The organism is Burkholderia sp. TSV86 (assembly GCF_001522865.1).
Lineage (GTDB): Bacteria > Pseudomonadota > Gammaproteobacteria > Burkholderiales > Burkholderiaceae > Burkholderia.
Genome location: NZ_LOWB01000040.1, coordinates 40,610 through 64,253, shown reverse-complemented (window position 1 = coordinate 64,253; position 23,644 = coordinate 40,610). Strand labels below are relative to the sequence as shown.

The 23,644-nt window shown below is 63.3% G+C and carries 21 protein-coding genes; 14 read left to right on the top strand and 7 right to left on the bottom strand.

Going from position 1 to position 23,644, the window contains the following annotated elements; translation table 11 throughout:
- Positions 1 to 45 precede the first annotated feature (45 nt).
- Both WS68_RS07235 and argC read left to right on the top strand, forming a co-directional pair.
- Positions 46 to 1,353 carry an MFS transporter gene (locus WS68_RS07235; RefSeq protein ID WP_156429386.1) on the top strand — a complete coding sequence of 436 codons (1,308 nt, stop codon included), beginning with the start codon at positions 46 to 48 and terminating at the stop codon, positions 1,351 to 1,353.
- Positions 1,354 to 1,528: 175 nt separating this feature from the next.
- The gene (gene argC, locus WS68_RS07230) at positions 1,529 to 2,479 is read left to right on the top strand and encodes an N-acetyl-gamma-glutamyl-phosphate reductase (protein ID WP_059570147.1); all 951 of its coding nucleotides are present in this window, start codon (positions 1,529 to 1,531) and stop codon (positions 2,477 to 2,479) included.
- Between the two features lie 288 nt (positions 2,480 to 2,767).
- Here the strand turns inward: argC and WS68_RS27330 are convergent, their stop codons facing one another.
- Positions 2,768 to 2,944, bottom strand: a complete 177-nt coding sequence (locus tag WS68_RS27330) for a hypothetical protein (protein WP_156429385.1) — start codon at positions 2,942 to 2,944, stop codon at positions 2,768 to 2,770.
- 562 nt (positions 2,945 to 3,506) lie between these two features.
- Between WS68_RS27330 and WS68_RS07225 the strand changes: the two genes are divergently transcribed.
- The 8 genes from WS68_RS07225 (at position 3,507) to WS68_RS07190 (ending at position 12,398) form a co-directional block, all read left to right on the top strand.
- Positions 3,507 to 4,052, top strand: a complete 546-nt coding sequence (locus tag WS68_RS07225) for a Csu type fimbrial protein (protein ID WP_059570146.1) — start codon at positions 3,507 to 3,509, stop codon at positions 4,050 to 4,052.
- A 62-nt stretch (positions 4,053 to 4,114) separates the two neighbouring features.
- Entirely contained in the window at positions 4,115 to 4,675 is a 561-nt protein-coding gene (locus WS68_RS07220) for a Csu type fimbrial protein (RefSeq protein ID WP_059570145.1), read from the top strand.
- Between the two features lie 89 nt (positions 4,676 to 4,764).
- The gene (locus WS68_RS07215; protein ID WP_059570144.1) at positions 4,765 to 5,289 is read left to right on the top strand and encodes a Csu type fimbrial protein; all 525 of its coding nucleotides are present in this window, start codon (positions 4,765 to 4,767) and stop codon (positions 5,287 to 5,289) included.
- Positions 5,290 to 5,305: 16 nt separating this feature from the next.
- On the top strand, positions 5,306 to 6,142 hold the full coding sequence (locus WS68_RS07210; RefSeq protein WP_059570143.1) for a fimbrial biogenesis chaperone: 837 nt from the start codon (positions 5,306 to 5,308) through the stop codon (positions 6,140 to 6,142).
- A 65-nt stretch (positions 6,143 to 6,207) separates the two neighbouring features.
- The gene (locus tag WS68_RS07205) at positions 6,208 to 8,601 is read left to right on the top strand and encodes a fimbria/pilus outer membrane usher protein (protein ID WP_059570142.1); all 2,394 of its coding nucleotides are present in this window, start codon (positions 6,208 to 6,210) and stop codon (positions 8,599 to 8,601) included.
- A gap of 15 nt (positions 8,602 to 8,616) precedes the next feature.
- Positions 8,617 to 9,582, top strand: coding sequence for a Csu type fimbrial protein (locus WS68_RS07200; RefSeq protein WP_059570141.1), 966 nt, complete (start codon positions 8,617 to 8,619; stop codon positions 9,580 to 9,582).
- Between the two features lie 86 nt (positions 9,583 to 9,668).
- Positions 9,669 to 11,765, top strand: a complete 2,097-nt coding sequence (locus WS68_RS07195) for an ATP-binding protein (protein WP_059570140.1) — start codon at positions 9,669 to 9,671, stop codon at positions 11,763 to 11,765.
- On the top strand, positions 11,766 to 12,398 hold the full coding sequence (locus WS68_RS07190; protein WP_059570139.1) for a response regulator transcription factor: 633 nt from the start codon (positions 11,766 to 11,768) through the stop codon (positions 12,396 to 12,398).
- Positions 12,399 to 12,494: 96 nt separating this feature from the next.
- On the opposite strand, the gene WS68_RS07185 is transcribed toward WS68_RS07190, so the two are convergent.
- Positions 12,495 to 14,072, bottom strand: a complete 1,578-nt coding sequence (locus tag WS68_RS07185; RefSeq protein WP_059570138.1) for an acid phosphatase — start codon at positions 14,070 to 14,072, stop codon at positions 12,495 to 12,497.
- Between the two features lie 235 nt (positions 14,073 to 14,307).
- Here WS68_RS07185 and WS68_RS07180 point away from each other — a divergent pair, with 235 nt between their 5' ends.
- From WS68_RS07180 to WS68_RS07165, 3 genes are all read left to right on the top strand, one after another.
- Entirely contained in the window at positions 14,308 to 15,693 is a 1,386-nt protein-coding gene (locus tag WS68_RS07180; RefSeq protein WP_156429389.1) for a cytochrome c peroxidase, read from the top strand.
- 255 nt (positions 15,694 to 15,948) lie between these two features.
- On the top strand, positions 15,949 to 16,335 hold the full coding sequence (locus tag WS68_RS07170) for a hypothetical protein (protein WP_059570135.1): 387 nt from the start codon (positions 15,949 to 15,951) through the stop codon (positions 16,333 to 16,335).
- Positions 16,336 to 16,348: 13 nt separating this feature from the next.
- Positions 16,349 to 16,816: an NUDIX hydrolase gene (locus WS68_RS07165; protein ID WP_059570134.1), complete on the top strand. Its 468-nt coding sequence runs from the start codon at positions 16,349 to 16,351 to the stop codon at positions 16,814 to 16,816.
- Positions 16,817 to 16,997: 181 nt separating this feature from the next.
- Here the strand turns inward: WS68_RS07165 and WS68_RS07160 are convergent, their stop codons facing one another.
- Complete coding sequence (locus WS68_RS07160; protein ID WP_059570133.1) at positions 16,998 to 18,707, bottom strand: glutamine--tRNA ligase/YqeY domain fusion protein; 1,710 nt, start codon at positions 18,705 to 18,707, stop codon at positions 16,998 to 17,000.
- Between the two features lie 288 nt (positions 18,708 to 18,995).
- On the opposite strand from WS68_RS07160, the gene WS68_RS07155 reads away from it, so the two are divergent.
- Positions 18,996 to 19,208 carry an ornithine acetyltransferase gene (locus tag WS68_RS07155; RefSeq protein WP_082709859.1) on the top strand — a complete coding sequence of 71 codons (213 nt, stop codon included), beginning with the start codon at positions 18,996 to 18,998 and terminating at the stop codon, positions 19,206 to 19,208.
- Between the two features lie 187 nt (positions 19,209 to 19,395).
- Here the strand turns inward: WS68_RS07155 and WS68_RS27325 are convergent, their stop codons facing one another.
- The 4 genes from WS68_RS27325 to WS68_RS07140 all read right to left on the bottom strand — a co-directional run bounded on the left by WS68_RS27325 (position 19,396) and on the right by WS68_RS07140 (position 23,431).
- A complete protein-coding gene (locus WS68_RS27325; protein WP_156429384.1) occupies positions 19,396 to 19,608 on the bottom strand; it encodes a hypothetical protein in 213 nt (70 codons plus the stop codon).
- Complete coding sequence (locus WS68_RS07150; protein ID WP_059570132.1) at positions 19,609 to 20,415, bottom strand: hypothetical protein; 807 nt, start codon at positions 20,413 to 20,415, stop codon at positions 19,609 to 19,611. It lies immediately after the preceding gene.
- Positions 20,416 to 20,509: 94 nt separating this feature from the next.
- Complete coding sequence (locus tag WS68_RS07145; protein WP_059570131.1) at positions 20,510 to 21,730, bottom strand: CaiB/BaiF CoA transferase family protein; 1,221 nt, start codon at positions 21,728 to 21,730, stop codon at positions 20,510 to 20,512.
- A gap of 195 nt (positions 21,731 to 21,925) precedes the next feature.
- Positions 21,926 to 23,431 (bottom strand): hypothetical protein, encoded by a 1,506-nt coding sequence (locus WS68_RS07140; protein ID WP_059570130.1) that lies wholly within the window; start codon positions 23,429 to 23,431, stop codon positions 21,926 to 21,928.
- Positions 23,432 to 23,644: the final 213 nt, after the last annotated feature.

Here is a 23,644-nt window from a genome sequence, read left to right as displayed (position 1 = left end):
TGCCATGGCCGTTGCGGCTCGACAGCCCGGATTCGGGAGAAAACCTTGGCCGAGCCTACGATGCCGTGCATCGCGGCGCGCGAGCGCGCACACTGGCGGATCGCTGCATGGGCGCTGTTCGCCATCGCGTATGCGATCGCCTTTGGGCAGCGCGTATCGCCGCAAACGCTCGTGGACGTGTTGCGGCGCGATTTCGCGACGGATGGCACTGGCATCGGCCTGCTGGCGTCGGGCTATTTCTACGGATACATGGCGATGCAGGTGCCGACAGGCATTCTTGTCGATACCCTCGGCGTGCGGCGGGTGATGTTGATTAGCCTCGCCGTATCGGCTGCAAGCACGCTGCTGTTCTCGCAAGCGCCGACGCTGAGTGTCGCGTTCGCCGCGCGTCTGTGCGTCGCTTGTAGTGACGCGATCGTATTTGCCGCGCTGATCAAGTTTGTCGCGCAGCAGTTTCCCGAGCGGCGTTTCGGTTTCGTATCGGGCGTGTCGCAGGTATCGGGCTATCTCGGCGGCATCGTTGCCACCATGCCGCTCGCCGCCGCCGTCGCACACTGGGGATGGCGGCCGACCTACACGGCGCTTGCCGGCTTGATCATTGTCGACGCGCTGTTGATCGCACTCATCGTGCCCGACGCGGGCCGCGCGCGCGTGGGCGCATCCCGCGCCGTTGTGCTGAGCACGGAGATTCGCGATGGCATTCGGATCTCACTCGCCAAGATGGGCGCGTTTCTGCGCACACGCGATGCTTGGGGCAGCGCGACGAGTTTCGTCGCCTATTTCGTCGCGGCGATGAGCCTGTCCGGCGTCTGGGGTATGCCGATCCTGTCCGACGGGTTCGGCATGGCCAAGCGCGATGCGGCATCGGCGATGTCGCTCGTGCTGGTGGCGACGGCATTGGGCTCCGTGGCGGGCGGCTTTCTCGTCGACCGATATCCGCGCCGGCTGCGACGCGCTTTGTCGATCGGCAGCTTGGTGCGGGCGCTGTGTCTGTTACCGCTGGCTCCGTCGATCGGGCAAGCGGCCGGCACGGCGGCCGTGGTCGTGGGTCTTGTCGGTTTCGGCTTCGTCGGCGGCGCGACACTGCCGCAGATTTTCATGAGCTTGAAGCGCATCTACACGAGCGAGCACATTGGCATTGGCACAGCCATCAACAGCACGCTTGCCGGCGTGGTCGCGGCATCGATTCAGCCGCTCATCGGCGCGATTTTCGACTGGTCGTCGGCACACGCAGCGCGCACGGCCCAGAGCCCGGCGGCGGGATATGACTGGATCGTGCTGATGCTGGTGGCGACGTCGCTACCGGGAATCGTCGCGCCGTATTGGATGGACAAGCGGCGTGTGGATGTTTAGAGTGAATCTGCTTTCGGCGTGCGCCGAATGTGCCGGAGCGTTAGGCTGGCCGGTTGCCTGCATGGATTTTCCGCAGCGCAAATGTGGGGTTCGAACAGATTCGCCGAATGGCTCGAACGGCCCATGCCGGCGAGTCGATCATCGTGCATTCGACATCAGCAAATCGGAGTGATCAATGATGAAGCCGGTCGTATTCATCGATGGCGAGGCGGGTACCACGGGCATCCAGATTCGCGATCGCCTCGCTGACCGTGACGATATTGCGTTATTGTCGCTGCCGGATGCCGAGCGCAAGCGCGTCGAGCGGCGCGCAGATGCACTGAATGCATGCGACGTCGCGATTCTGTGTTTGCCGGACGATGCGGCGCGCGAAGCCGTTTCGTTGATTCGTAATCCTGCCGTTCGCGTGATCGACGCGAGCACCGCATACCGGACGCATCCGGACTGGGTGTACGGATTTGCCGAGCTGACGGCCGGACATGCGGGCAGGATCGCCATGAGCCGGCGCGTTTCCAATCCGGGATGCTACGCGACAGGAGCGATCGCGGTGTTGCGCCCGCTTGTCGAGCGCGGGCTGGTAAGTGCCGGTTTTCCGGCGTTGATCCATGCGGTTTCCGGTTATTCCGGCGCTGGCGTGAAAATGATCGATGCATATGAGAATCCCGCGAACCCCGGTTATATCGACACGCCGGTGAGAGGATACGGATTTGCATTGAAGCACAAGCACGTGCCCGAAATTCAATTGCATTCGGGATTATCGGCGCGGCCAATTTTCCTGCCAATGATCGGCCGCTATCGGCAGGGCATCCTGCTGTCGGTCGGACTGCATTTTTCCGCAATGGCGGCCGGTATGAGCGGCGAACGGGTGCATGCGGAGCTGACAAAGCACTACGAGCGTGCGCCGCATGTTTCGGTCGCGCCGCTGCATTGCGACGCGAGTTTCGATTCGCTCGAGCCGGAATCGCTGAACGGCACCGACGATCTGCATATTCATGTATTCGCGAACAACGAGGCCGGGCAATGCGTGATTGCCGCAGTGTTCGACAATCTCGGGAAAGGCGCATCCGGCGCCGCTGTGCAGAATCTCGATTTGATGCTTGGCGACGCCGCGCGTAGTGAGCGATAGATTCGCATTGGCGCGGGATTTTATTCGACGCATCGCTTGCTCGCGGAGACGGGAATCGAAATTGGCGCCGTTCTCGCCGCGAGGCTGACCGTGCAATGTCAAATCCAGCATTGTTACGCATGAGCCGTGTGCCGGTAACGAACTGCTATCAATTGACGCAGGCGGGGCCGTGCGCGCACGCCGATATGGGGCTGTAATGAGCGCTGCGTTGTTCATGCGGGTCGTTTCGGTTGCATAAACAGCGATACGGGCAGCGGGAAATAGAGACGTTGTCCCGCTGGCCGCGAATCAATGCGCATCGCCGAGCGTCACGGGCGTGACCGTGGACGCCGTCGTTTTATATACAGATACGGCCTTGAGGCAGCCCGGGATCGGCTGGAATTTGCAGGCCATATGAAAGTGGCTCGCGATTGCATAGAAAGTAAAACGGCGGGGCATCTTAGGGCGGCTTTGTTTGGTTGCCACTCCGTGCGTTCCAATCGCCCTGTTGCAGCGCCCTATGCAGCCGATGCACTTCATCGAGGTGGTGTGTCAGCCAATTGGCGGATTGCTAATAAAAATGACTGACCGTGACCGCGAATTATTTAAATCGAACCCCATAAAATTTCAAAAATTGTAAATTAACATAGAAATTAAAATTTCGAATCCGATCTTTAAATTTTGTAAATTTAACAAAAACTCGGATTATTCCGATAGTGAGTATTGCAAGAAACATTCATCATCTATCTCATTATTTGGGGTGAAACGGAGATTTGATTCGAAAGTGATCGATTTCAAATACTCAATTTAGTTTATTTATTCAATTAAAAATCAGGTCGGTTTAATTCGATTTCCAATGTTATGTGTCTTGGCGGCGCGTTTCGCGTCGTCTGGCCTCGGCTTATCCGTTTGACGTGATGCGTGAATTGCGAAAGGCGCCTGTGTGGCACGGAATTGCAGTGTTCGCAGTGCATGTATGAGCAAGGTAGGCGGGGCGGGGAATCAAAAATAAAAATGGAAATCGAGGGCCGATCACGCGGAGAAGGAAATGGGCAAGCGTGTATGGCAGTCGGCGGCGGGGGCCGCATCGATGCTGTGGTTCACGGCTGTTGCGGCCGGTCAATTGACCGGTGTGATGCAAGTTAATTTGCAGGTCAACCGCGGTTGTGAGATCGCTGGCATCGCTGGGCGCACCGATTTCGGTCGCCTCGATTTCGGCGCACATGGCCCGGTCTGGAACGATTATCTGACCGCCGACGGCAATGCGACATCGAATGGCGCAGTGCGCATCGTTTGCAGTCCTGATGTACGGGGCTTCCTGGTATCGCTCGACGCCGGCCGCAACGGCGATCAATCAAGTCGCTATCTCGTTCAGCGCGACGCGGGCGGACGCGTCGTTGGACGGATTCCGTACAACGTGTACCGCGATCCGGCACGTAGTGTTCCCTATGTACCGATGCTCCCGCAATCGTTTCTTGTCGACGGACGGCAAGACGACGTGACGCTGCCGATCTTCGGCGTCGTCAATGGCATGACCCGCGCGGTGCCATCCGGCAATTACGAGGATTTGCTCGGAATCACGCTCGATTGGTGATTCGGAGTAGGTAAAGCAGTAGCAGTAACTGTTCATTTTTACTACCTAGAAGGAAAAACCACATGAAAGCTCACTGGAAAGCTTGGGCGGCCGTCGCCTGTCTGTCTGCCTGCGCGGGTGTGCAAGCCCAAACCAGCCAGCTCACCGGTACGGTCAATGCAAAGCTCGTGCTGACGACGGGGTGTGCGGTTGATGCGGGCGGCGGCTCGGTCAGCGGGACGAATTTCGGCACGCTTGATTTCGGCACGCAGCCGAGCGGCTTTACCGGCTCGCTCAACGCGACCGCTACGGGCGGTGGCTCGACGACGGCGCAGGTGACGTGCTCGCCGGACGTCACGTCGATTCAAGTCACGGTCGACGGTGGCCAAAACGCATCGAAGGGCACGGGCATCGGCTCGGGTACGCGTGCACTCGCGAACGGTACGAGCTATGTGCCTTACGAGGTTTATGCGGACGCGGGTCATTCGAAGCAGTACATCGCGGGCACGGCGCAAGCGGTTGCAGTGCCGACGCCGGGCGCGGCGTTCCAACTGCCGGTGTATGGCGTCGCGAACAAGACGAGTACGTCTGCGCTCGCAGCAGGCACTTATACCGATGTGCTGAACGTCACGCTCGGCTGGTAAGCGGCGACTCGTCATCCAGCCAAGCCTTGCGGCTCGCGAATGAGCCGTAAGGCAATCCCAGTTTTCCCGATTTCGGTGCTCCGATCGTCATGTCGACTCTACAACGCGCGATTCTCTTGTTAGGCATTGCAACACTGCCCGTCTGTGGCAACGCCGATACGCTGCTGCCCAGAACCCAGACCTTCACGGTCAGCGCGCAAATCGTCGCGGGTTGTGGCGTCGCGGGCGGTGGCGCATCGAGCGGGCTGAATTTCGGCATGCTCGACTTCGGCACGTATCCGGCTGTCGCGACCGGTCAGGCGACCGCGTCGGTCGGCAGCGGCGCGGTGCAGATCGAATGCGCACCTGGTTCGACGCTCAAAATGACGATCGACGGCGGCGCGCATGCCAGCGCGGGCAATACACAACGCAATCTTGCGAGCGGCAATGCGCGGATCGCGTACCGGTTGTATTCGGATCCGGGCCGCACGCAGGCGATCGCGATTGGGCAGGCCGTATCGGTGCCCGTCTCTGGAACGATCACGCTGCCGATTTATGGTGCGTTGACGCTTCCGGGCAATGGTGTTCCGGCAGGCACCTATACGGACACCGCACAGGTCACGCTCAGCTATTAATACTTAGGAATCCGTGATGAATGTTTCGAGATCGCCGGGCGGACCGGCGCGCTTCGGCGGTTTTTTACGTCGCGCGGCGCTTTGCGCGGCGATGGCGGCGGCTTTCACCGCCAGTCACGCTCACGCGGCCGCGTCCGTGATGATCTGGCCGATCGATCCTGTGATCGACAGCGATCAGAGCGCGGCGGCACTCTGGCTCGAGAACCGCGATCGGCAGCCGGTGACGCTGCAGGTGCGTGTGCTCGGCTGGCGCGAGGAGAATGGCGAAGACATCTACGACGAAAATCAGGCACGTATCGCGGGTAGTCCGCCGATGGCAACCGTGCCGCCGGGCAAACGGCAGTTGATTCGTCTGACGCGCACTGCCGATGTTGCGCCCGGCACAGAAGAAGCTTATCGCGTACTGATCGACGAGATTCCGCAACCTGAGGATGCGCAAACCGCATCGAGCGGCTCGTCGCTCGGCGTCAAATTCCAGATGCATTACTCGGTGCCGCTCTTCGTTTACGGCAATGGCCTGTGGGCGAAGGAGAACCCGGAGAAGCACCGCGATCCGGCAACGGCCGGCCACCCGAGCTTGAGCTGGCATGTTGCGCAGGATGGCGGCAAGCGCTGGCTCGTCATGTCTAACCGTGGCCCAGTGCATGCGCGGCTCACGCGTGTGACGTTCGAATCGAACGGTGTGCGCTCTGATTTTGCGCGTGGCCTGCTTGGGTACGTACTACCTGGCGCTCAGATGCGCTGGGTGATTCCGGAAGGCATGAAACTCAATTCGGAATCCAAACTGGTTGCCACAGTCAATGGTGTGGCCGATCTTACGATCGATGCGGATAGTGCGGTGGCAGGCCGGTGACTTGCATTACGACACAAGCGACGACGTCGATACGGGGATATGCGTTGAAGCGCACTTACACACGAATGACCGGAAGACAAAGGCCGCCGCGTTTGCGCTCGGCGGCATGGGCGGTCGGCTTGGCGTTCGCGGCGGCAACCGGCGCGCGCGCGGATGAGCCGATGACGCTCGCGGATAACTTTAGCCGTGCATTGCCACCTGCATCGGGAGCGGCGAAGCAGGGCACGCTGTACCTGGAGCTCGTCGTCAATGAACTGCCGACGGGCCAGATTGTTCCGGTTCGCTATCGAGATGGCGCGTACTTCGTGCGCGCGGGCGATCTAACGCAGGCTTCGGTACGCACGAACGCCGATCCGGATACGCTCGTCAATCTCGCGAAACTCGACGGTGTGGAAGTCGAATACGAAAGTACCGAACAGCGGTTAAAACTTACCGTGCCGGCGGATTGGCTTCCGTCGCAAACGATCGGTTCGCGGCGGCTCTATGATCGTACGCCCGCGGCGGTAAATTTCGGCCTTCTATTCAATTACGATATCTACACGAGTTCGCCGACCCTTGGCACGAGCTATACGTCAGCCTGGACCGAAGCACGCATGTTCGACAAGTGGGGCACGGTGACGACCACGGGCGTTTATCGGCGCGATTACGGCGGCAACGGCGGCATCGCGAGCAACCGCTATCTGCGTTACGACACCACCTGGCGCTATTCGGACCAGGACCGGATGCTGACCTATACGGCAGGCGACTTGGTCACGGGGGCCCTATCGTGGAGCAATGCGGTGCGATTGGGCGGCGTATCGATCGAGCGCAACTTTAGGGTGCGGCCCGACATCGTTACTTACCCGCTGCCGCAGTTCTCCGGGCAGGCCGCAGTGCCCACTGCCGTCGATCTTTTCATCAACGGCAGCAAAACGACGTCAGGACAGATCAATCCAGGGCCATTTACGCTGAACAACGTGCCGTTCATCAACGGGGCGGGCGAGGCGACTGTCGTGACCACCGATGCGCTCGGCCGTCAGGTTGCGACGACGATACCGTTCTACGTGGCGAATACACTGCTGCAAAAAGGACTGTCGGATTATTCGCTATCGATCGGCGCAATGCGGCGCGACTATGGTATTCGTTCTTTCTCTTATGGAAAGTTCGCCGTATCCGGCACCGCGCGCTACGGCTTGACCGACTATCTGACGATCGAAGGGCACGCCGAAGGCGGCGAGCGCCTCGCGCTCGGTGGCGTGGGCTTCGATCTCGGCGTTGGCATGTTCGGCGTGTTCAACTTCGCGGCAACGCAAAGCAGTTTCGCGGGCGCGTCTGGCCAGCAGTACGCATTCGGCTACAGCTATTCGTCGCAGCGTGCGAGCCTGTCGTTGCAACGAATCCAGCGTACCGGAAATTACGGCGATCTGTCAGTTTACGATTTGCCCTCCGATGTTCGTTATCGGCTCGTGCGCAGCAGCACGCAGGCAACCGGCGCGTTGAATCTCGGTGCGATCGGCGGCACGCTCGGCGCCGGATATTTCGACGTGCGCGGTATGGACGGCTCGCGCACTCGGATCGCAAATCTGTCGTATACACGGCCGATTTTCAATCGCGCGACGATTTACGCATCGCTCAACAAGACGATCGGCGAGCGCAGCGTCGCGGCGCAAGTGCAGCTCATTTTGCCGTTCGGCGACAAGGGTGTCGTGACCGGTTCGGTAGCGCGCGACGAGCGCAACAACTGGAGCGAGCGCGTGCAATACAGCCGCAGCGTGCCAAGCGACGGCGGTTTTGGCTGGAATCTCGCCTATGGAGGCGGCAACTCGCATTATCAGCAGGCGGACGCGACCTGGCGCAACCGTTACTTCGAGGTGCAGGGCGGTGCGTATGGATACGGCGGCGGGCAATCGTATACGCGCTGGGGCGAGGTGCAGGGCTCGCTGGTTGTGATGGATGGGGCAGTCATGCCCGCGAACCGGGTCGACGACGCGTTCGTGCTGATTAGCACGCAAGGCCGCAAGGGCGTGCCGGTGCGCTATGAGAATCAGCTCGTCGGAGCGACGGACGGCAGCGGTCACCTGCTTGTGCCTTGGGCGCCTTCGTACTATGCCGGCAAGTATGAAATCGATCCGTTGGGATTGCCAAGTAATATGCGGGTGCCTATCGTCGAGCGTCGTGTTGCCGTGCGCGAACGTGCCGGCGCGCTGGTGTCTTTCCCGGTCGAGAAGATCGTATCGGCGCGCATCGCGCTCGTGGATGGCAGCGGCAAGCCGCTCAAGGTCGGCGCGCGCGTGCTGCACGAGGAGAGCGGCCAGACCTCGCTCGTCGGCTGGGGCGGCGAAACTTATTTCGAGGGCTTGTCGGCCGTCAATCATCTGCGCGTGACGCTGCCGGGCGGCGGTCAATGCCGGGCGACGTTCGACGCAGACGTGAACGCAGCTCAGATGAGCCGCGTCGGTCCGCTCGGTTGCGGTGAATAACGATCAGGCTTACCGATGAATATGTTTAATAAATTTCTCCGTCACCTCGCAATCTCGATCATTGCGCTCGTCATGCTGGCACCGTTTCGGGCGGTCGCGGCGGACTGTTCGCTCGTCGCCGCGACTCCTGCGTCGTTCGGCTCGGTTACGTCGTTCAACGTTGCGAATCAGCCGCAATCGACGTCGACTACGAACGTCGGCATGACTTGTCCCGGCGCGTTCCTGGGGCTGCTTTCGCTCGGCAACAGAATCAGCGGAACGGTGATGTCGGCGAACGGGCTGAAGCTGGTCAGTTCGACCGGCGATTCGATTCCCTATTCGCTGTATCAAGATTCCTCATACAGTAAGCAGATTACGTTGGGCATGACTTACGACTGGTATAGCACTCAATGGATCAGCATCGGTGGAAGCGCGTCGTCGTCTTCGGCGCTGCCGCTTTATTTCCGAACCGCGCCAGGCAGTAACGTCGCCGCGGGAACATATACGGACACGCTGACGATCAACTGGGATTGGCACGTGTGCACTGGCATTTCCATCTTGATTTGCCTCGGATGGAGTAATGGCAGCGGCTCGACCGTCGTACCCGTGACGCTGACCGTGACGAACGACTGCGTGATCGTCGCGCCGAACGTGAACTTCGGCTCCGCGCCATCGGTCGGGAGCTTCCAAGCAGTCACGGGCAATCTGTCGCTGACCTGCACGAAGGGCATGGTCTATACGGTCGGCTTGAGCCCGGGGGCGAATCCGGCCGCGAACGGACGCCGGCAGATGGCCAATGGCACGAACCGATTGCAATACGACATCTATAGTTCGGGCGGCAGTACTGTATGGGGACAAGCGACGAATCGTGTCGGCAGCGGTACGGCAGCTAACGGCCAGGCCGCGCAGCAGTTCCCCTACACCGCGAAAATCTATACAGATCAATCGACTCCCGCTGTCGGGACGTATACAGATAGCGTGATCATCGACGTGCGTTATTAGCTTCGGGTACACCGAAGCGGTGATGAATGAATTTTCAGTGACCGAAGACATGCTTATTCCGGCCAGGTTCCAGGTGAGATAACGACATGAGAAGCGACGGCTTTTGCAGGCGCAAATTCTGCCGACGCATCCTGATGGGCGTCGTGACCGCGTTGCTCGCGGTGTGGACGCCATCGCAGGCTTCGGACCCGATCATGATGTCTTCGGCGAGCGTGAAAACGCCCTGCGAGCAAGCGCTGTTTCACCCATGGCTATGGTGGAGCAGCAATGTATTGATCGTGCTGTTGTGTTTTGGCTGGACACAGCACAATTTGAGGCGCTTGCGGGCTTCGTTGAATGCGAGCCGCAGCGCGCTCGCGGTGGCGAGCCACGAACTGCGCGGCCCCGTCGACAGTATGCTCGCGCTCGTCGAAGTATTGACGGCTCGGCCGCTGGCAGCCGAGCAGCAGCGCTTGCTGGGGCTCGTGCAGGAGTCCGGGCAATCGCTTGTGCGGGTACTGGACGATTTGCTCGATCACGCGAATCTCGAGGCGGGGCAGTTTGCGATCGAACCGGCCCGTATCGATCTGCGCGAGCTGACTGACAGCGTGACCGCGCTACTGACGGCACGGGCGCGCCGCAAGGGTTTGCGCATCGGCTTGCATATCGACGAGGACGTGCCGGCCGTCGTGTGGACGGACGGCAACCGGTTGCGGCAGATTCTCGTCAACCTCATCGGCAACGCTATCCGGTATACGGAGCGTGGCAGCGTGTCGGTGCGCTTGAGTGTGACGGACGATTGCGGTGATGCGCTCACGATCGTCGCGGCAGTAGTCGATACGGGCATCGGGATCGCGGCCGAAGATTTGCCCAAGCTTTTCACGCCGTTCGTGCGTGGCACGCGGGCGCGCGATGCGCAGCCGGGCGGACCTGACGCCGAGCAGGGGGCCGGGCTCGGGCTCACGATCGCACGCAAGCTCGCGCGGCTGCTCGGCGGAGATGTCACGCTGACGAGCGAGGTGGGGCGCGGCACGGTCGCGACGATGAGCATTCGTTGCGGGATCGTTGCGCGCGGCTATCAGCCCGATGCGTTGACGGGGCGCATCGTGGCGATCGATGTCGCCGATGCCGGACTCGCGGCGGCCTTGTGCGCATATGCGCGCGCGGCCGGCATGCGGCTCGCGGCGTGCGGCACCCGCAGCGTCGATGCGGTGCTATGCGACGACGCGCGTATGGCCGCTTGGCCGCCGTCCATTGGCCGGATCGGCGTGACGATGTCGGCGGCCCCGGTGGAGGAGGCCGAAGGCAGCGCGCCGGTGCGTCTCGATTGCAATCCGCCCGGCTGGCGCGCGTTCGTCGCAAGCTTGCACGCAGTGCTCGACGCGCGCGACGTGGTACGCGTGCACGCCGCGTCTGCGCGGCCCGCGGCGCTTTCATACCGGGTGCTGGTCGTCGACGATCAAGCGATGAACCGTCTCGCGATGCGCTACCGGCTCGACGCATTGGGCCATTGTGCGCATTTGTGCGGCGGTGGCGGCGAAGCGCTGCGCACGCTTGAGAAGCAGGCGTTCGACATCGTGCTGACCGACTGCCGGATGCCGGGCCTCGACGGCCTGGCGCTCGCCGAATCGATTCGCGGGCATCCGGATCCGCGGGTGCGCGCGACACCGGTGGTTGGCATGACGGCACTGGCATCGCAAAGCGACGCCGTGCGTTGCGTGGACGCCGGCATGGCGAGCTGCATCAGCAAGCCGGTGACGCTTGAGCGGCTCGAGCGCGCGCTCTTCGACGCGATCGAGCCGGCTCCCGCATTGCGCTTCGATCCGGCGTTAATCGACCGCAGCACCTTGCTGAAGGTATTCGGTGCATCGCGTGCTGATCTTCCGGCGTTCGAAGCAATTGCGCGCGCGTGCCGCGATTCGCTCGAGCGCGATCGCGACACGCTGATGCGCCATCTTGGAGACGGCCTGTCCGAACAAACACTGCGCGCGTGGTGCCACGCGGCGCGCGGCACGTTCAGTCTGTTTGGTCAGGCGCATGTCGACGAACTGCTGGACGTATTTCACCGATTGCTCGCGGCCGACGATGCACGCGCAGCGCGCAGCGAGGCGCGCGAAGTGCTGGCGATGGTGGGTTATCTGCTGAGCAGTGTCGAGTATCCTGCACAGTGGCGCGATGACGATGATTCAAAAGGAGAAAATTGAATGAGCGTTCAAGTGTTGATCGCGGACGACCATCCGCTCGTGCTGCTCGGTATTCGCCATGCATTGACGGAGGGGCTTGGCGTGTCGATCGTGGGTGAGGCGCACGATCCGGCCGAATTATTTGCGTTGCTCGAGCGCACGCAGTGCGATGTCGTCGTCACTGATTTCGCGATGCCCGACAAGCCGACCGCCGACGGGCTCGATATGCTGAACGCGATTCGCGAGCGCCATCCGTCGGTTCGCGTCGTCGTGCTGACGATGCTCGACAATCCGCGCTTGATGCAGACGATGCGGCAGGCAGGCGCGCTCGCGGTGCTGAGCAAGCGCGGCGATCTGGACGAACTGCCGCGCGCGGTTGCCGCCGCAAGCGAGGGGCGGCCGTATATCGGCCCGCAGGCGGCCGCCACGGCGGGTATCCCGTTGCGCGAAGCGGATGTCATGCGGCCGTTGAGTCCGCGCGAGGTCGAGGTGGTGCGCCTGTGCGCCGCGGGCATGACGATGACCGCGATCGCGCACCGCTGCGGCCGCAGCATCAAGACTGTCAGTACACACAAGCACAATGCCATGGGCAAGCTCGGCCTGCGCTCCGACGCCGATCTGTTCATGTATGCGTCGGAGAACGGGCTGGTGTAGCGGCGTGCTGGTTCGCGCGCGGCGCGTGCGTTGCCGCGCGCATGAAAACAGGCGGCCGAAGCCGCCCGATTCAGCGATACAACCCCATCGAATAACTCAATTGCCCGTCGACAGCGTCAGCGCGTTCGTCAGATCGCCCATCGCCTTGCCGCCGTTTGCGACGAGCGCGGTGTCGCGCTGTTGCAAGCCCGGCAGTGTCGGCAGCGAGAAGCGCCGCGTGATGAAGCGCAGGATCGACGCGGTGTCGTACTGAGTATGATCGACGAAGCCCTGCTTCGCGAACGGTGAAACGATGATCGCCGGAATCCGCGTGCCGGGGCCCCAGCGGTCGCCCTTCGGCGGGCCGACGTGATCCCAGAAGCCGCCGTTCTCGTCATACGTGACGATGACGACCATGTTGTTCCACTGCGGGCTCTTTTGCAGATGCGAGATGACGTCGGCGATGTGCTGGTCGCCCGAGGCGACGTCCGTGTAGCCTGGGTGCTCGTTCAGGTTGCCCTGCGGCTTGTAGAACGTCACTTGCGGCAGCTTGCCCGAATCGATTGCCTGGAGGAGTGCCGCGCCGTTCTGGCCGCCGTCGAGCAGGTGCTGCGCGCGGCTCGCGGTGCCGGGAGCCTGGTTCGCGTAGTAGTTGAACGGCTGGTGGTGCGGCTGGAAGTTCGGCGCCGACAGGTTCGGACCGTAGATCACGTTCGCCTGGCCGCTTTGCGCCGCCTGTAGCGCCTGGTTCCATGCGCCGCCGTACCAAGCCCACGAAATGCCGGCGTTGGTCAGCAGATCGCCGATGTTCTGCTGTGTCTGCGGCGGCAGCGTCGACGGGTTCGACGGGTCGGCGAGATTCGGATCGCCGCCTTTCGCGGTCGCGTTGCCGCTCGGCTGGTACGGCGGCTGCATCGTGTTGACCGCGTAGAAGTCAGGCGTGAGGCCGCCCGATTTCACGAACTTTGGCGGGCCCGACAACGCGGAGGCGGGCGAGTTTGCGGCGGTGGTGAGCGTCACGCCGTCCGGGTTGACGACGGAGATCTGGCTCGCGGCCGGACTCTTGTCGGCGTTCGGATAATACGGCGCGCACGCGCAGATCAGATATTGGTGGTTCAGGAACGAGCCGCCGAACGCGCCCATGAAGAAGTTGTCGGCGAGCGTGTACTGCTGCGCGAGCTTCCAGAGCGGCAGCTTAGACGGGTCCGGCGTGTAATGGCCCATGACGAGGCCGCCCGCATCGGACCACGCGGCGAACTTGTCGTTCTTGCCGCCGTCGATCTGCATCTGGTTTTCGTAGAAGCGGTGGACGAGGTCACGCGTCGTCACGCTCATCGGCGTGTTGAAGCCGTTCGGATCGTCGATCGCGAACGGCTGGTTCGGCAGGTTGGCCGTCATCGCCTCCGTGATCGTGGGCGTCACGCCCGTCGCGGTCAAGCCGCCCCAGACCTTCGGCAGCGTGGCGAGCTTCGTGCCGTCGCGGTCGAGCTGCGTGGCGGCCGACGCGTTCTGCAGGCCGTTGGCGCCCGGAAAATTGCCGTACAGGTTGTCGAAGCTGCGGTTTTCCGCGTAAATCACGACGATATTCTTGACTGCCGACAGGCTGGGCGACGTGACGTCGTCTCCACCGCACGCGCTCAGCCCGAAGGCGGCCGCGAGCGCGATCGGGGTCACGCGAATCCAGTGCTTGTTCATCTGTTTTCTCTCTTGTCGCGAGGTATGAGGTATGGATGTGGGGCGGGCTGGCGCGACGGGTGCATCGCGGCGTCCGGCATGAACGCCGGTCGACAGCCGGCGGCCAGAATTGTGTAAGGCACGTTTGACAGCCGCATGTTGTACCGCTTTCTTTGTGCTTTCATTTGACGTCATCGAAGTGTCATTTTCATGACATACGCTCGCGCCTTTCTCACTCGACACTGCCGAACCGATGATGCGACATCAGCTGCGGTCTGTTTTAAGGAACCACGGGTTGTTCACCGCGCTTCGCACGGTGGCCGCAGCCGGGATGATCGCCGCGGGCGCCGCGGGGTGCGATGCGAACGGCCCCGCGACGGCAGGCCCGGCTGCGGCGGCGAGCGGGGCGTTAGCTGCTTCGGCCGGCTCAGGTGCGCCGGCGGTGCGCTCCGATGCGCCCGTCGTCGTGGATGGTCAGCCGCAGACTCGCGCGCAGGTGTACGAAGGGGTGAAGCAGATGACGGAGCTTGGCCGGCAGATCTTCTTCGATCCGTCGCTGTCGGGCTCCGGCAAGCTGGCTTGCGCGTCATGCCATAGCCCGCAGCACGGCTTCAGCGCGCCGAACGCGCTCGCCGCGCAATTCGGCGGCGACGATATGCGCCAGCAAGGTTTTCGTTCGGTGCCGACGCTGAAGTATCTGCAAGCGGTGCCCAAGTTCAGCGAGCATTACCACGAGTCGGATGACGAAGGCGACGAGAGCGTCGATGCCGGCCCGACCGGCGGCCTGACATGGGACGGCCGCGCCGACAGCGGCGCGCAACAGGCGCGTGTGCCGCTCACGTCGCCGTTCGAGATGAACAGCACGCCCGCGAAGGTCGCGCGCGCGGTGCGCGCGGCGCCCTACGCGGATGCGTTTCGCGCCGCATTCGGCGCGCAGGTATTCAACGACGACGACGCCACATTCGAGGCAGTGCTCAAGGCGCTCGAGACGTTTGAGCAGAAGCCCGACGTGTTTTATCCGTACACGAGCAAATACGATGCGTATCTTGCAGGCAACGCGAAACTGACCGATGCCGAGTTGCGCGGCCTCAAGGTGTTCAACGACGAGACGAAGGGCAACTGCGCGAGCTGCCATGTGAGCAAGCGCGGGCTTGACGGCACGCCGCCGCAGTTCAGCGATTTCGGCTTGATCGCGTTGGGCGTGCCGCGCAACCGCGAGCTTGCGGTGAATCGGAATCCGAAGTTCTACGATCTTGGCGCGTGTGGGCCGGAGCGTCAGGATTTGAAGGGCCGCGACGAGTTTTGCGGCCTGTTTCGCACGCCGACGCTGCGCAACGTCGTCCTGAAGAAATCGTTCTTCCACAACGGCATCTATCATTCGCTCGAAGATGTGCTGCGCTTCTATTCGGAGCGCGACACGAATCCGGAGAAGTTCTATCCGGTAAAGCACGGCGTCGTTCAGAAATTCGACGATCTGCCCAAGCGCTACTGGAAGAATCTGAACGACGAAGCGCCGTTCGACCGCAAGCGCGGCGATTCGCCGGTGCTGACCGATGCGGAAATTCAGGACGTGATCGCGTTCCTTGGCACGCTGACCGACGGCTACGATCCGCATGCGCCGACCGCGCACGGCGGCCGCTGATTCGATGCGGCGGCGCCGACGCGGCGACGCTTGGCGAGCCGCGCCGGGCTCCCGGTGCAGCGGGCGGGTGGCGCCGCGTGTGCGGCCGATCGCCGCGCGCGCTGCCGGCGGGCGCCGAGTGGCGCGGCGTGGATAAACGTCACTTCCTGTCAGATCGATTTTAAATGCGCGTGGTTGCAGTTATCCTTGAGCGCTTGTCCGGCGCGCGGCCGTGCTCGCACGCCGGCACTTGATCGCTTCCATAAGGAGAACACCATGACGATGCGAGCCTCTGTCTCGATTTTTGCGCGCGCACTGGCGAGCGCGGTATGCGCGACGGCCGCGCTTGGCGCGCACGCGCAGAACAATCTGAACTTCTTGAACGACACGCCGATCAGCTATTTCAGCAAGGCCGACACCGCATCGTTGGGCAAGGCCGTGCAGAAAGTCCGGGACGAAGGCAAGGACGGCGAAACCGTCGATTGGCAGAACGACGGCAGAGGCACGAAGCTCGAGGCGAAGCTCACGCCGAGCACGACCGAGCAGGGCGCACGCACGTGCCGCGAGATCACGACGGTCATCGAGGCGAAGGGACAATCGATGACGCTCAAGCCGCTGTTCTGCAAGAGCGCGGCAGGCAAGTGGCTGCTGCAAAAGCGTTGACGCGCCGATCGCGATGAAGCCGCTTGCCCGGCCACGCACCGTATCGTGCGGGGTCGTGCTGCTCGATTCGGCCGGCCGTGTGCTGCTCGCGCACGCGACCGACACGACGCACTGGGATATCCCGAAAGGGCAGAGCGAGCCCGGCGAGACCGAGCTGCAGGCGGCGCTGCGCGAGCTTGTCGAAGAGACGGGCATCGTGCTCGCGCCGAGGCGGCTGACGGATCTCGGCCGCTTCGTCTATCGGCCCGACAAGGATCTGCATCTGTTCGCCGCGCGCGCGGCCGCTCACGAAGTGGATCTATCGCGCTGCGTCTGCACGTCGATGTTCCCGAGCCGTCGCGACGGCTCGATGATTCCCGAGATGGATGCCTTCCGCTGGACTGAGCCCGGCGAGGTGAGCGCGTATGCCAGCCGCAGCCTTGCGCGGCTGTTTCGCACGGCGCTGTCGCTCGAGCAGTTGCATCGGCGGCTGCCGCGCTGAAGCGGGCGTGCGCAGCGGGCGCCGCGCTGTCGGCACGCCGTTGCCGCCACTGTTGCGACTGCCGTTCGCGGGCCGTTCTTCCGGTGGCGCCATGCGGGGCGGGCGAACTTGCCCCGCAAACGGCAACGCCCGGCTGTCAAGCCGGGCGTTGCTCGTCGCCTGCAATGCAAGCCGGTTGCCGTCAGGCCGGCTTGCCCCAGCTGTCGCGCAAGCCGACGATCCGGTTGAACACCGGCTGGCCCGGCTTCGAGTCGTGGCGATCGGCGACGAAGTAGCCGTGGCGTTCGAACTGATAGCGCGCCTCTGGCGCCGCCTCGCGCGCACCCGGCTCCAGATATGCGCGCACGATCTTCTTCGAATTCGGATTCAGCGCGTCGAGGAAGTTGCGCCCGCCCGCGTCCGGGTGCGCTTCGTTGAACAGACGGTCGTAGATCCGCACTTCAGCCGCGTAAGCATGCTCGGCGCTGACCCAATGGATGTTGCCCTTGACCTTGTAGTTGTTCGCGCCTTCGGTGCCTGACTTGCTGTCCGGGAAGTAGTTGCAGTGAACGGCGATCACGTTGCCGTGCTCGTCCTTGTCGAAGCCCGTGCATTCGACGACATAGCCGTAGCGCAGCCGCACCTTGTTGCCTGGGAACAGCCGGAAATAACCCTTCGGAGGATGCTCGGTGAAATCCTCGCGTTCGATCCACAGCTCGCGCGAGATGGGGAACGTGCGCTGCCCGCGCTCCGGATGATGTGGATGCACGGGCGCCGTGCATGCTTCGGTCTGGCCTTGCGGGTAATTGTCGATGATGAGCTTGAGCGGATCGAGCACGGCCACCGTGCGCGGCGCCTTGTCGTCGAGATCGTCGCGCAGCGCGCCTTCGAACACGCTCATGTCGATCCACGAATCCACCTTCGTCACGCCGATACGTTCGCAAAACAACTGGATGCTCTCCGGCGTGAAGCCGCGGCGCCGCACGCCGACGATCGTCGGCATGCGCGGGTCGTCCCAGCCGTCGACGTGGCCTTCGGTCACGAGTTGCAGCAGCTTGCGCTTGCTCGTGACCGCGTAGGTGAGATTGAGCCGCGAGAATTCGATTTGCTGCGGCAGCGGGCGCGTGAACACGCCAGCTTGCGCAAGCTCGTTCAATACCCAGTCGTACAGCGGCCGATGATCTTCGAATTCGAGCGTGCACAGCGAGTGCGTGATGTGCTCGAGCGCGTCCGAGATGCAGTGCGTGTAGTCGTACATCGGGTACACGCACCACTTGTCGCCCGTGCGGTAATGATGCGCATAACGGATTCGGTAGAGCACCGGATCGCGCAGGTTCATGTTCGGCGAACTCATGTCGATCTTCGCGCGCAGCACGTGGGCGCCTTCTGCGAATTCGCCTGCCTTCATCCGTCGGAACAGGTCGAGGTTTTCTTCCGGCGTGCGCTCGCGAAATGGCGACGGCTTGCCCGGCTCGGTCAGCGAGCCGCGGTTCGCGCGCATTTCGTCAGCGCTTTGGCTATCGACGTAGGCGCGGCCGCGCTGGATCAGCAGCTCGGCGAATTCGTACAGCTTGTCGTAGTAGTCGCTTGCGAAATATTGGTGATCGGCTCCGTCCTTGCTCCAGTCGAAACCGAGCCAGCGCACCGCGTCGATGATCGAGTTCACGTACTCGAAATTTTCCTTTTCCGGGTTCGTGTCGTCAAAGCGCAGATGGCACACGCCGCCGTAGTCGCGCGCGACGCCGAAATTCAGACAGATGCTCTTCGCGTGACCGATATGAAGATAGCCGTTCGGCTCGGGCGGAAAGCGCGTCTCGACCCGGCCGCCCCATTTGTTCGTGCGGTTGTCGTCGTCGATGATGTTGCGGATGAAGTTGGCTGGCGCGGCGGCGTCGTTGTGTTCGGTGCTCATGCGAAACGGGACAGAAAAAGGAAGGGCGCGCGTGGCATGGCGCCCGAATTTGTCAATTCTACCTGACGGAGGTCGCAGCGGCGCAGCGCGGCGGTGCGCGTGCCGGGCCGCCTGCTGTACGGGCGGCCCGGCACGCGCCGCGCACGCGACGTATCGCGTGCCGTTCGCGGCTGTAACAGGAGGTAAATCGCTTTGCCGAGCGAATTCGGCTTTTTTAAGATGCGCTCACTCGGAATCATCCCGCCGCGCGGTGCCACGCGCGGCAGTGCCAGCAGAGATCCACGCATCATGAAAACCAACAAGACCCGTCTGTTCGTGCGCGCTACTGTGATCGCCGTTGCGATCGCCAGCCTGAGCGCCTGTGCGATGAATCGCACGCAACGCAATGCCGGCATCGGCGCGGCCGCGGGCGGCGCGCTCGGCTACCTGATCACGGGCGGCCCGCTTGGCACGGTCGCGGGTGCGGCCGCGGGCGGGCTCGTCGGCGCGGGCGTGCGCTGAACGGGCGTCGCGGCGCGCCTTAGCTCCGACTTCTGACTTCTGACTACTGCCGTGGCGGTGCGCCGGCTTTCCGGCGGGCCGACACGCGCGTTTCGGATGACACGCGGCGTGCCGGCGGCATCGATTGTCGGCGGCGTGCTGCAATGAGGGGCACTGCCGTTGGCATATCGGCAACGGCTCGTCATCGTCATATCGGCTGGCCGTCGATAGGGCGGGCGGCGCGCTTGAGCCCGAGCGCGCCGGAGCGCCGTTCCCGGCGCGTCTCGGGCGGCGCTGAGGCGCCCCTCGTCGAGCGAACGCATTCGCTTTCGGGTCGACACATCCGAATCGCGCCTTTCGAGCCCAGCCGCCGGATCGGCTTTTCAACCGGCTTTTCGGCCTGCCGTTCACGTTCGCTCAATCAGCCGTTCGGATAGGCCGCCGCGAGCAGGTCCGCGCGCAGCGCGCCGAACTGCGCGTACATGTCATGCACGAGATACAGATCGCGGCGGCGAGTCCAAGCCTGGCCGGACTGCGGATCGTACAACGTCGGCAGCGCGACTTCGGCCGCCGCGGCCGCGTTCATTCCGCGTGCGCGCGACGTCTGGATGCAGCGCTTCGCATGGTCGCGGTGGCCGACCACCGCGACATTGCCCATCGCGGCAGCCTTGCCTTCGAGCGCGACGATCGCGGCCGCCACGCCGTCGGTGCTCAGATACGAGACGGTGCCATCGGCCGCGATCACAGGCTCGATCGAATGCACGTTGGTCATTTGGTATTTCGCGGCGAGAAAGCGGGCGATTTCCCACTGCGCATAGACCTTGACCGGCTTCAATTGGTGAATCCTGTAGACGGCGTCCGCGAGCGCTTCGTTGACGGGGCCGGGGTCGGGCAGCGCGCTCTGGCTGCCGCCGTTGGCCGGCGTGTTGCCGCTCGCCGCGTTGGGGCGATTGCCGAAGCTGTACGCGACGATCCGGTTGATCTGCGCGGCGGGGATCGTCGGCAGATCCCACGTGAAGCCGATGTCCATCAAATACGGCTCGACGGTCGCGGCGTTCGCCGCGTCGTTGAGCTGCGCGGTCAGCTTGCCGAGCATTTGCCGCTTGAGTTCGGCGTCGCTGGGCGCGGCTTGCGCGATGCTGTCGTTGCACGCGCTAAGGATCGTGCTGGCGAGCGGCAGCGCGGCGGCGGATGACGAGGAAAGCAGGAATGTGCGGCGCGACGGCATCGGAATACCTCGAATCGGCAGTGGAAAGGGGCCCTTTTTACCGTCGGGTTATGACGGCGGAATGTTCGCGATGCCCAGGCGCGCGCCACAAGCGTCAGACGATTCCCTTGTCGCGCAGTGCGGCGATCGCCGCGTCGCCATAGCCGAGCAGCTCGCGCAACACCGCGTCGGTATGCTCGCCGAGCAGGGGGGGCGCGGTGCGCGCGTCTGGCGGCGTCGCGCTCATGCGGATCGGATTGCGCACGAGCTTGGCCGTCGCGCCGCTCGGGTGCGGCAACGCGATCTGCATGCCGCGCGCGCGGATCTGCTCGTCGTCGAACACTTCGGCCAAATCGTTGATCGGCCCGCACGGCACGCCGGCCGCTTCGAGCGCGTCGAGCCACGCGCGCTTGCTGCGCGTCTTCGTCATCTCGGCGAGGATCGGCACGAGCGTGTCGCGGTGCTGCACGCGCGCCGGATTCGTCGCGAAACGCGGATCGTCGGCAAGCTCGGCGCGGCCGCCTGCGTCGACGAACTTGCGGAATTGGCCGTCGTTGCCGACCGCGACGATGATCCAGCCGTCGCTCGTCTCGAACGTCTGGTACGGCACGATGTTCGGATGCGCGTTGCCCCAGCGCACGGGCGGCTTGCCGCTCGTGAGGAAGTTCGTGTTCATGTTCGCGAGCAGCGCGACCTGCACGTCGAGGAGCGCCATGTCGATATGCTGGCCGGCGCCGGTGCGCTCGCGATGCGCGAGCGCGGCAAGAATCGCGATCGCCGCGTAAAGGCCAGTTGCGAGATCGGCGATCGCCACGCCGGCTTTCTGCGGGCCGCCGCCCGGCAGCGCGTCGCGCTCGCCGGTGATGCTCATGAAGCCGCCGATGCCCTGGATGATGAAGTCGTAGCCCGCGCGGTGCGCATACGGGCCGGTTTGGCCGAAGCCCGTCACCGAGCAGTAGATCAGATCGGGCTTCACCGCTTGCAGCGATGCGTAGTCGAGCCCGTACTTGGCGAGTTGGCCGACCTTGTAGTTCTCGAGCACGACGTCGCATTGCGCGGCAAGCTCGCGGACGATCCGCTGGCCTTCCGGCGTTGCGATATCGACGGTCACCGAGCGCTTGTTGCGGTTCGCGGCGAGATAGTACGCGGCTTCGCCGGTATCGGCGCCATCGGGCGTTTTCAGGTACGGCGGGCCCCAATGCCGGGTGTCGTCGCCGAGCCCGGGGCGCTCGACCTTGATCACGTCGGCGCCGAAATCGGCGAGCGTCTGGGCGCACCACGGGCCCGCAAGCACGCGGCTCAAATCCAGCACGCGGATATGGCTCAAGGCTCCCATCGTCGGTTCGTCTCCTTTGCTTGGCTGGCGGGTGCGCGCTCGATAGCGGCGTCCGCTCGATTGGCGGGATCGTCGCATCTTAAAGCGATTCGCGGCCGGCTGCCGCAGCAATCCGCCAGCGGCGCTGGAAACCGCGCCTGCGTACCCGGCCTGCGGGCAGCCGCAGGCCGGTTCGACGTCAAGCCGGGCGCCGGTCTACGCGTTGCCGCCGCTAAAGCGGTCCACGATTTTTTGGAACAGCGCCAGCAGCGCCTGCGCATTTTTTTGAGTGGAGCTTTCGTGCTGGAAGTGGACGCGAATGGTCGCGATTTCGGTGTTTTGTACCGTCTCGTATGCGATGCTCGTTGCGCCGTTTACTGCCTGGGGCGTCACGTCGAACTTGATGCGCCCGCTATTGATGAGCGGCGTGACCTGGTTGATCAGATCGGGTTGCAGTTTGTTGATCTGAATGGAAAGCAGCGCCTTGTCGAGGCCGTGGCGCTCCATTTTTCCGCCAAGCGAATAGCTGCCGGCGATGGCGCTCTTGGGCAGCGGATAAATCGCTCCGGGCCGTTCGGGTGATCGATCATCGGTCGAGCGCCGCAGTTCCTGGTTCAATTCGCCGCTGTGGCTATCCGGCCGGGGATGCTTGGTGGGTGACCCTCCATCGCCATTGTTTTCCGGCTGCGGGCGTTGGTGAGCGCCGGTTGCCTTCAGCAGCGATGCCAGGACATTGTCGAGCCGACGATCATTGGTCGCCTGCAAATCTCTCGCGTAGATCATCAGATTTTCCCGAACCCGTTGCAGCAGCGGTGGATTGTTCTGTAGCTGCTGCAGCCGGTCTTCAGCCAACCGTAACCTGCCGTCGAGCTGTGTGAGCTGGAGCAGCAGGGCTTGCCGCTCCTGGGCCGGCGGCGGTTGACGGAGGTGCTGGTCCGGCGCCGGATCCTCCAGATCGTGCCGGGCGCGGCCCACGTCCTGCAGCGCCCGCTGGATCGCCCGCCAGGCCGCGGGAATATCGCGCTGAATCTGCGGAGGCGAGCGCAGTGCCAACAGCGCGCGGGCGATGTCCGTCTGCGCCTGCATCGCGGCGTCCCGGATTTGAGTCAACGTCCGCTGGGATTGCTCCACTTCGGCTCGATCGACCTGCTGGCCGCCGGTCTTTGCCCCCACCTGCATGCGTATGACTTGCTCGCCGAACTGATTGAAAATATTTTGCGCCTGCTGGGCTCGCGTGATGGCTTGGGCGGTCTGATCGATCAGACCCAGGATCGGCGCGGCCTGAGCGTCGATGGCCTGATTGCCCTGACGGATGGCGTTTTGCGCCTGCCGCACCAAGGGATGAAGCACAGTCTGGCGCAAGCCTTGCCAAATGTAGCTCGAGCCGTCGCGTCTGGGGCGCGGGCGTTCGTGGGGCGTGCGTGCGGGCTCATGCGCTGCCGAGGCCGGCGCTGGCGCGTTCAACGCTGCCGCGACGCAGGAGGCGGTATCGTCGGCGCTATCATCACTGGAGGCGCTCGCGGCATGGGCGGCGTTCTCCGCAGGCGGCGCTGCCGAAACCCTTTGCTTCAGGTGCCTCGTCACATCGTGCATCACGCCTGGCACTGCGCGATCGGATGCGCTGCGGCTTGCGTCATCGTCAGAGGCGGGCGGGCGAACCGGTTGATGCGTCACCTTCGTGACGTGATTGGCGCGACTGTTCGGGGCCGTTGCCGTAAACATCGGTTTGGAATCTCCAGTGATCGTTCGTTTCGTACTTCCCGTTTGGCCGCGGGTAGTCCTGGCGCAGGGAGCGAGAGCGGGCGATGTTAGTTCGGCATGGCGATGAGGCCGCGCTGTCTTCTGAAATGGACGCCAGACATACGAAAACGCGCATGCCGAATATAGATGCTGGATGCGCAGGCCAATATTCCCGGTATCGGCACGTGGCGGCCG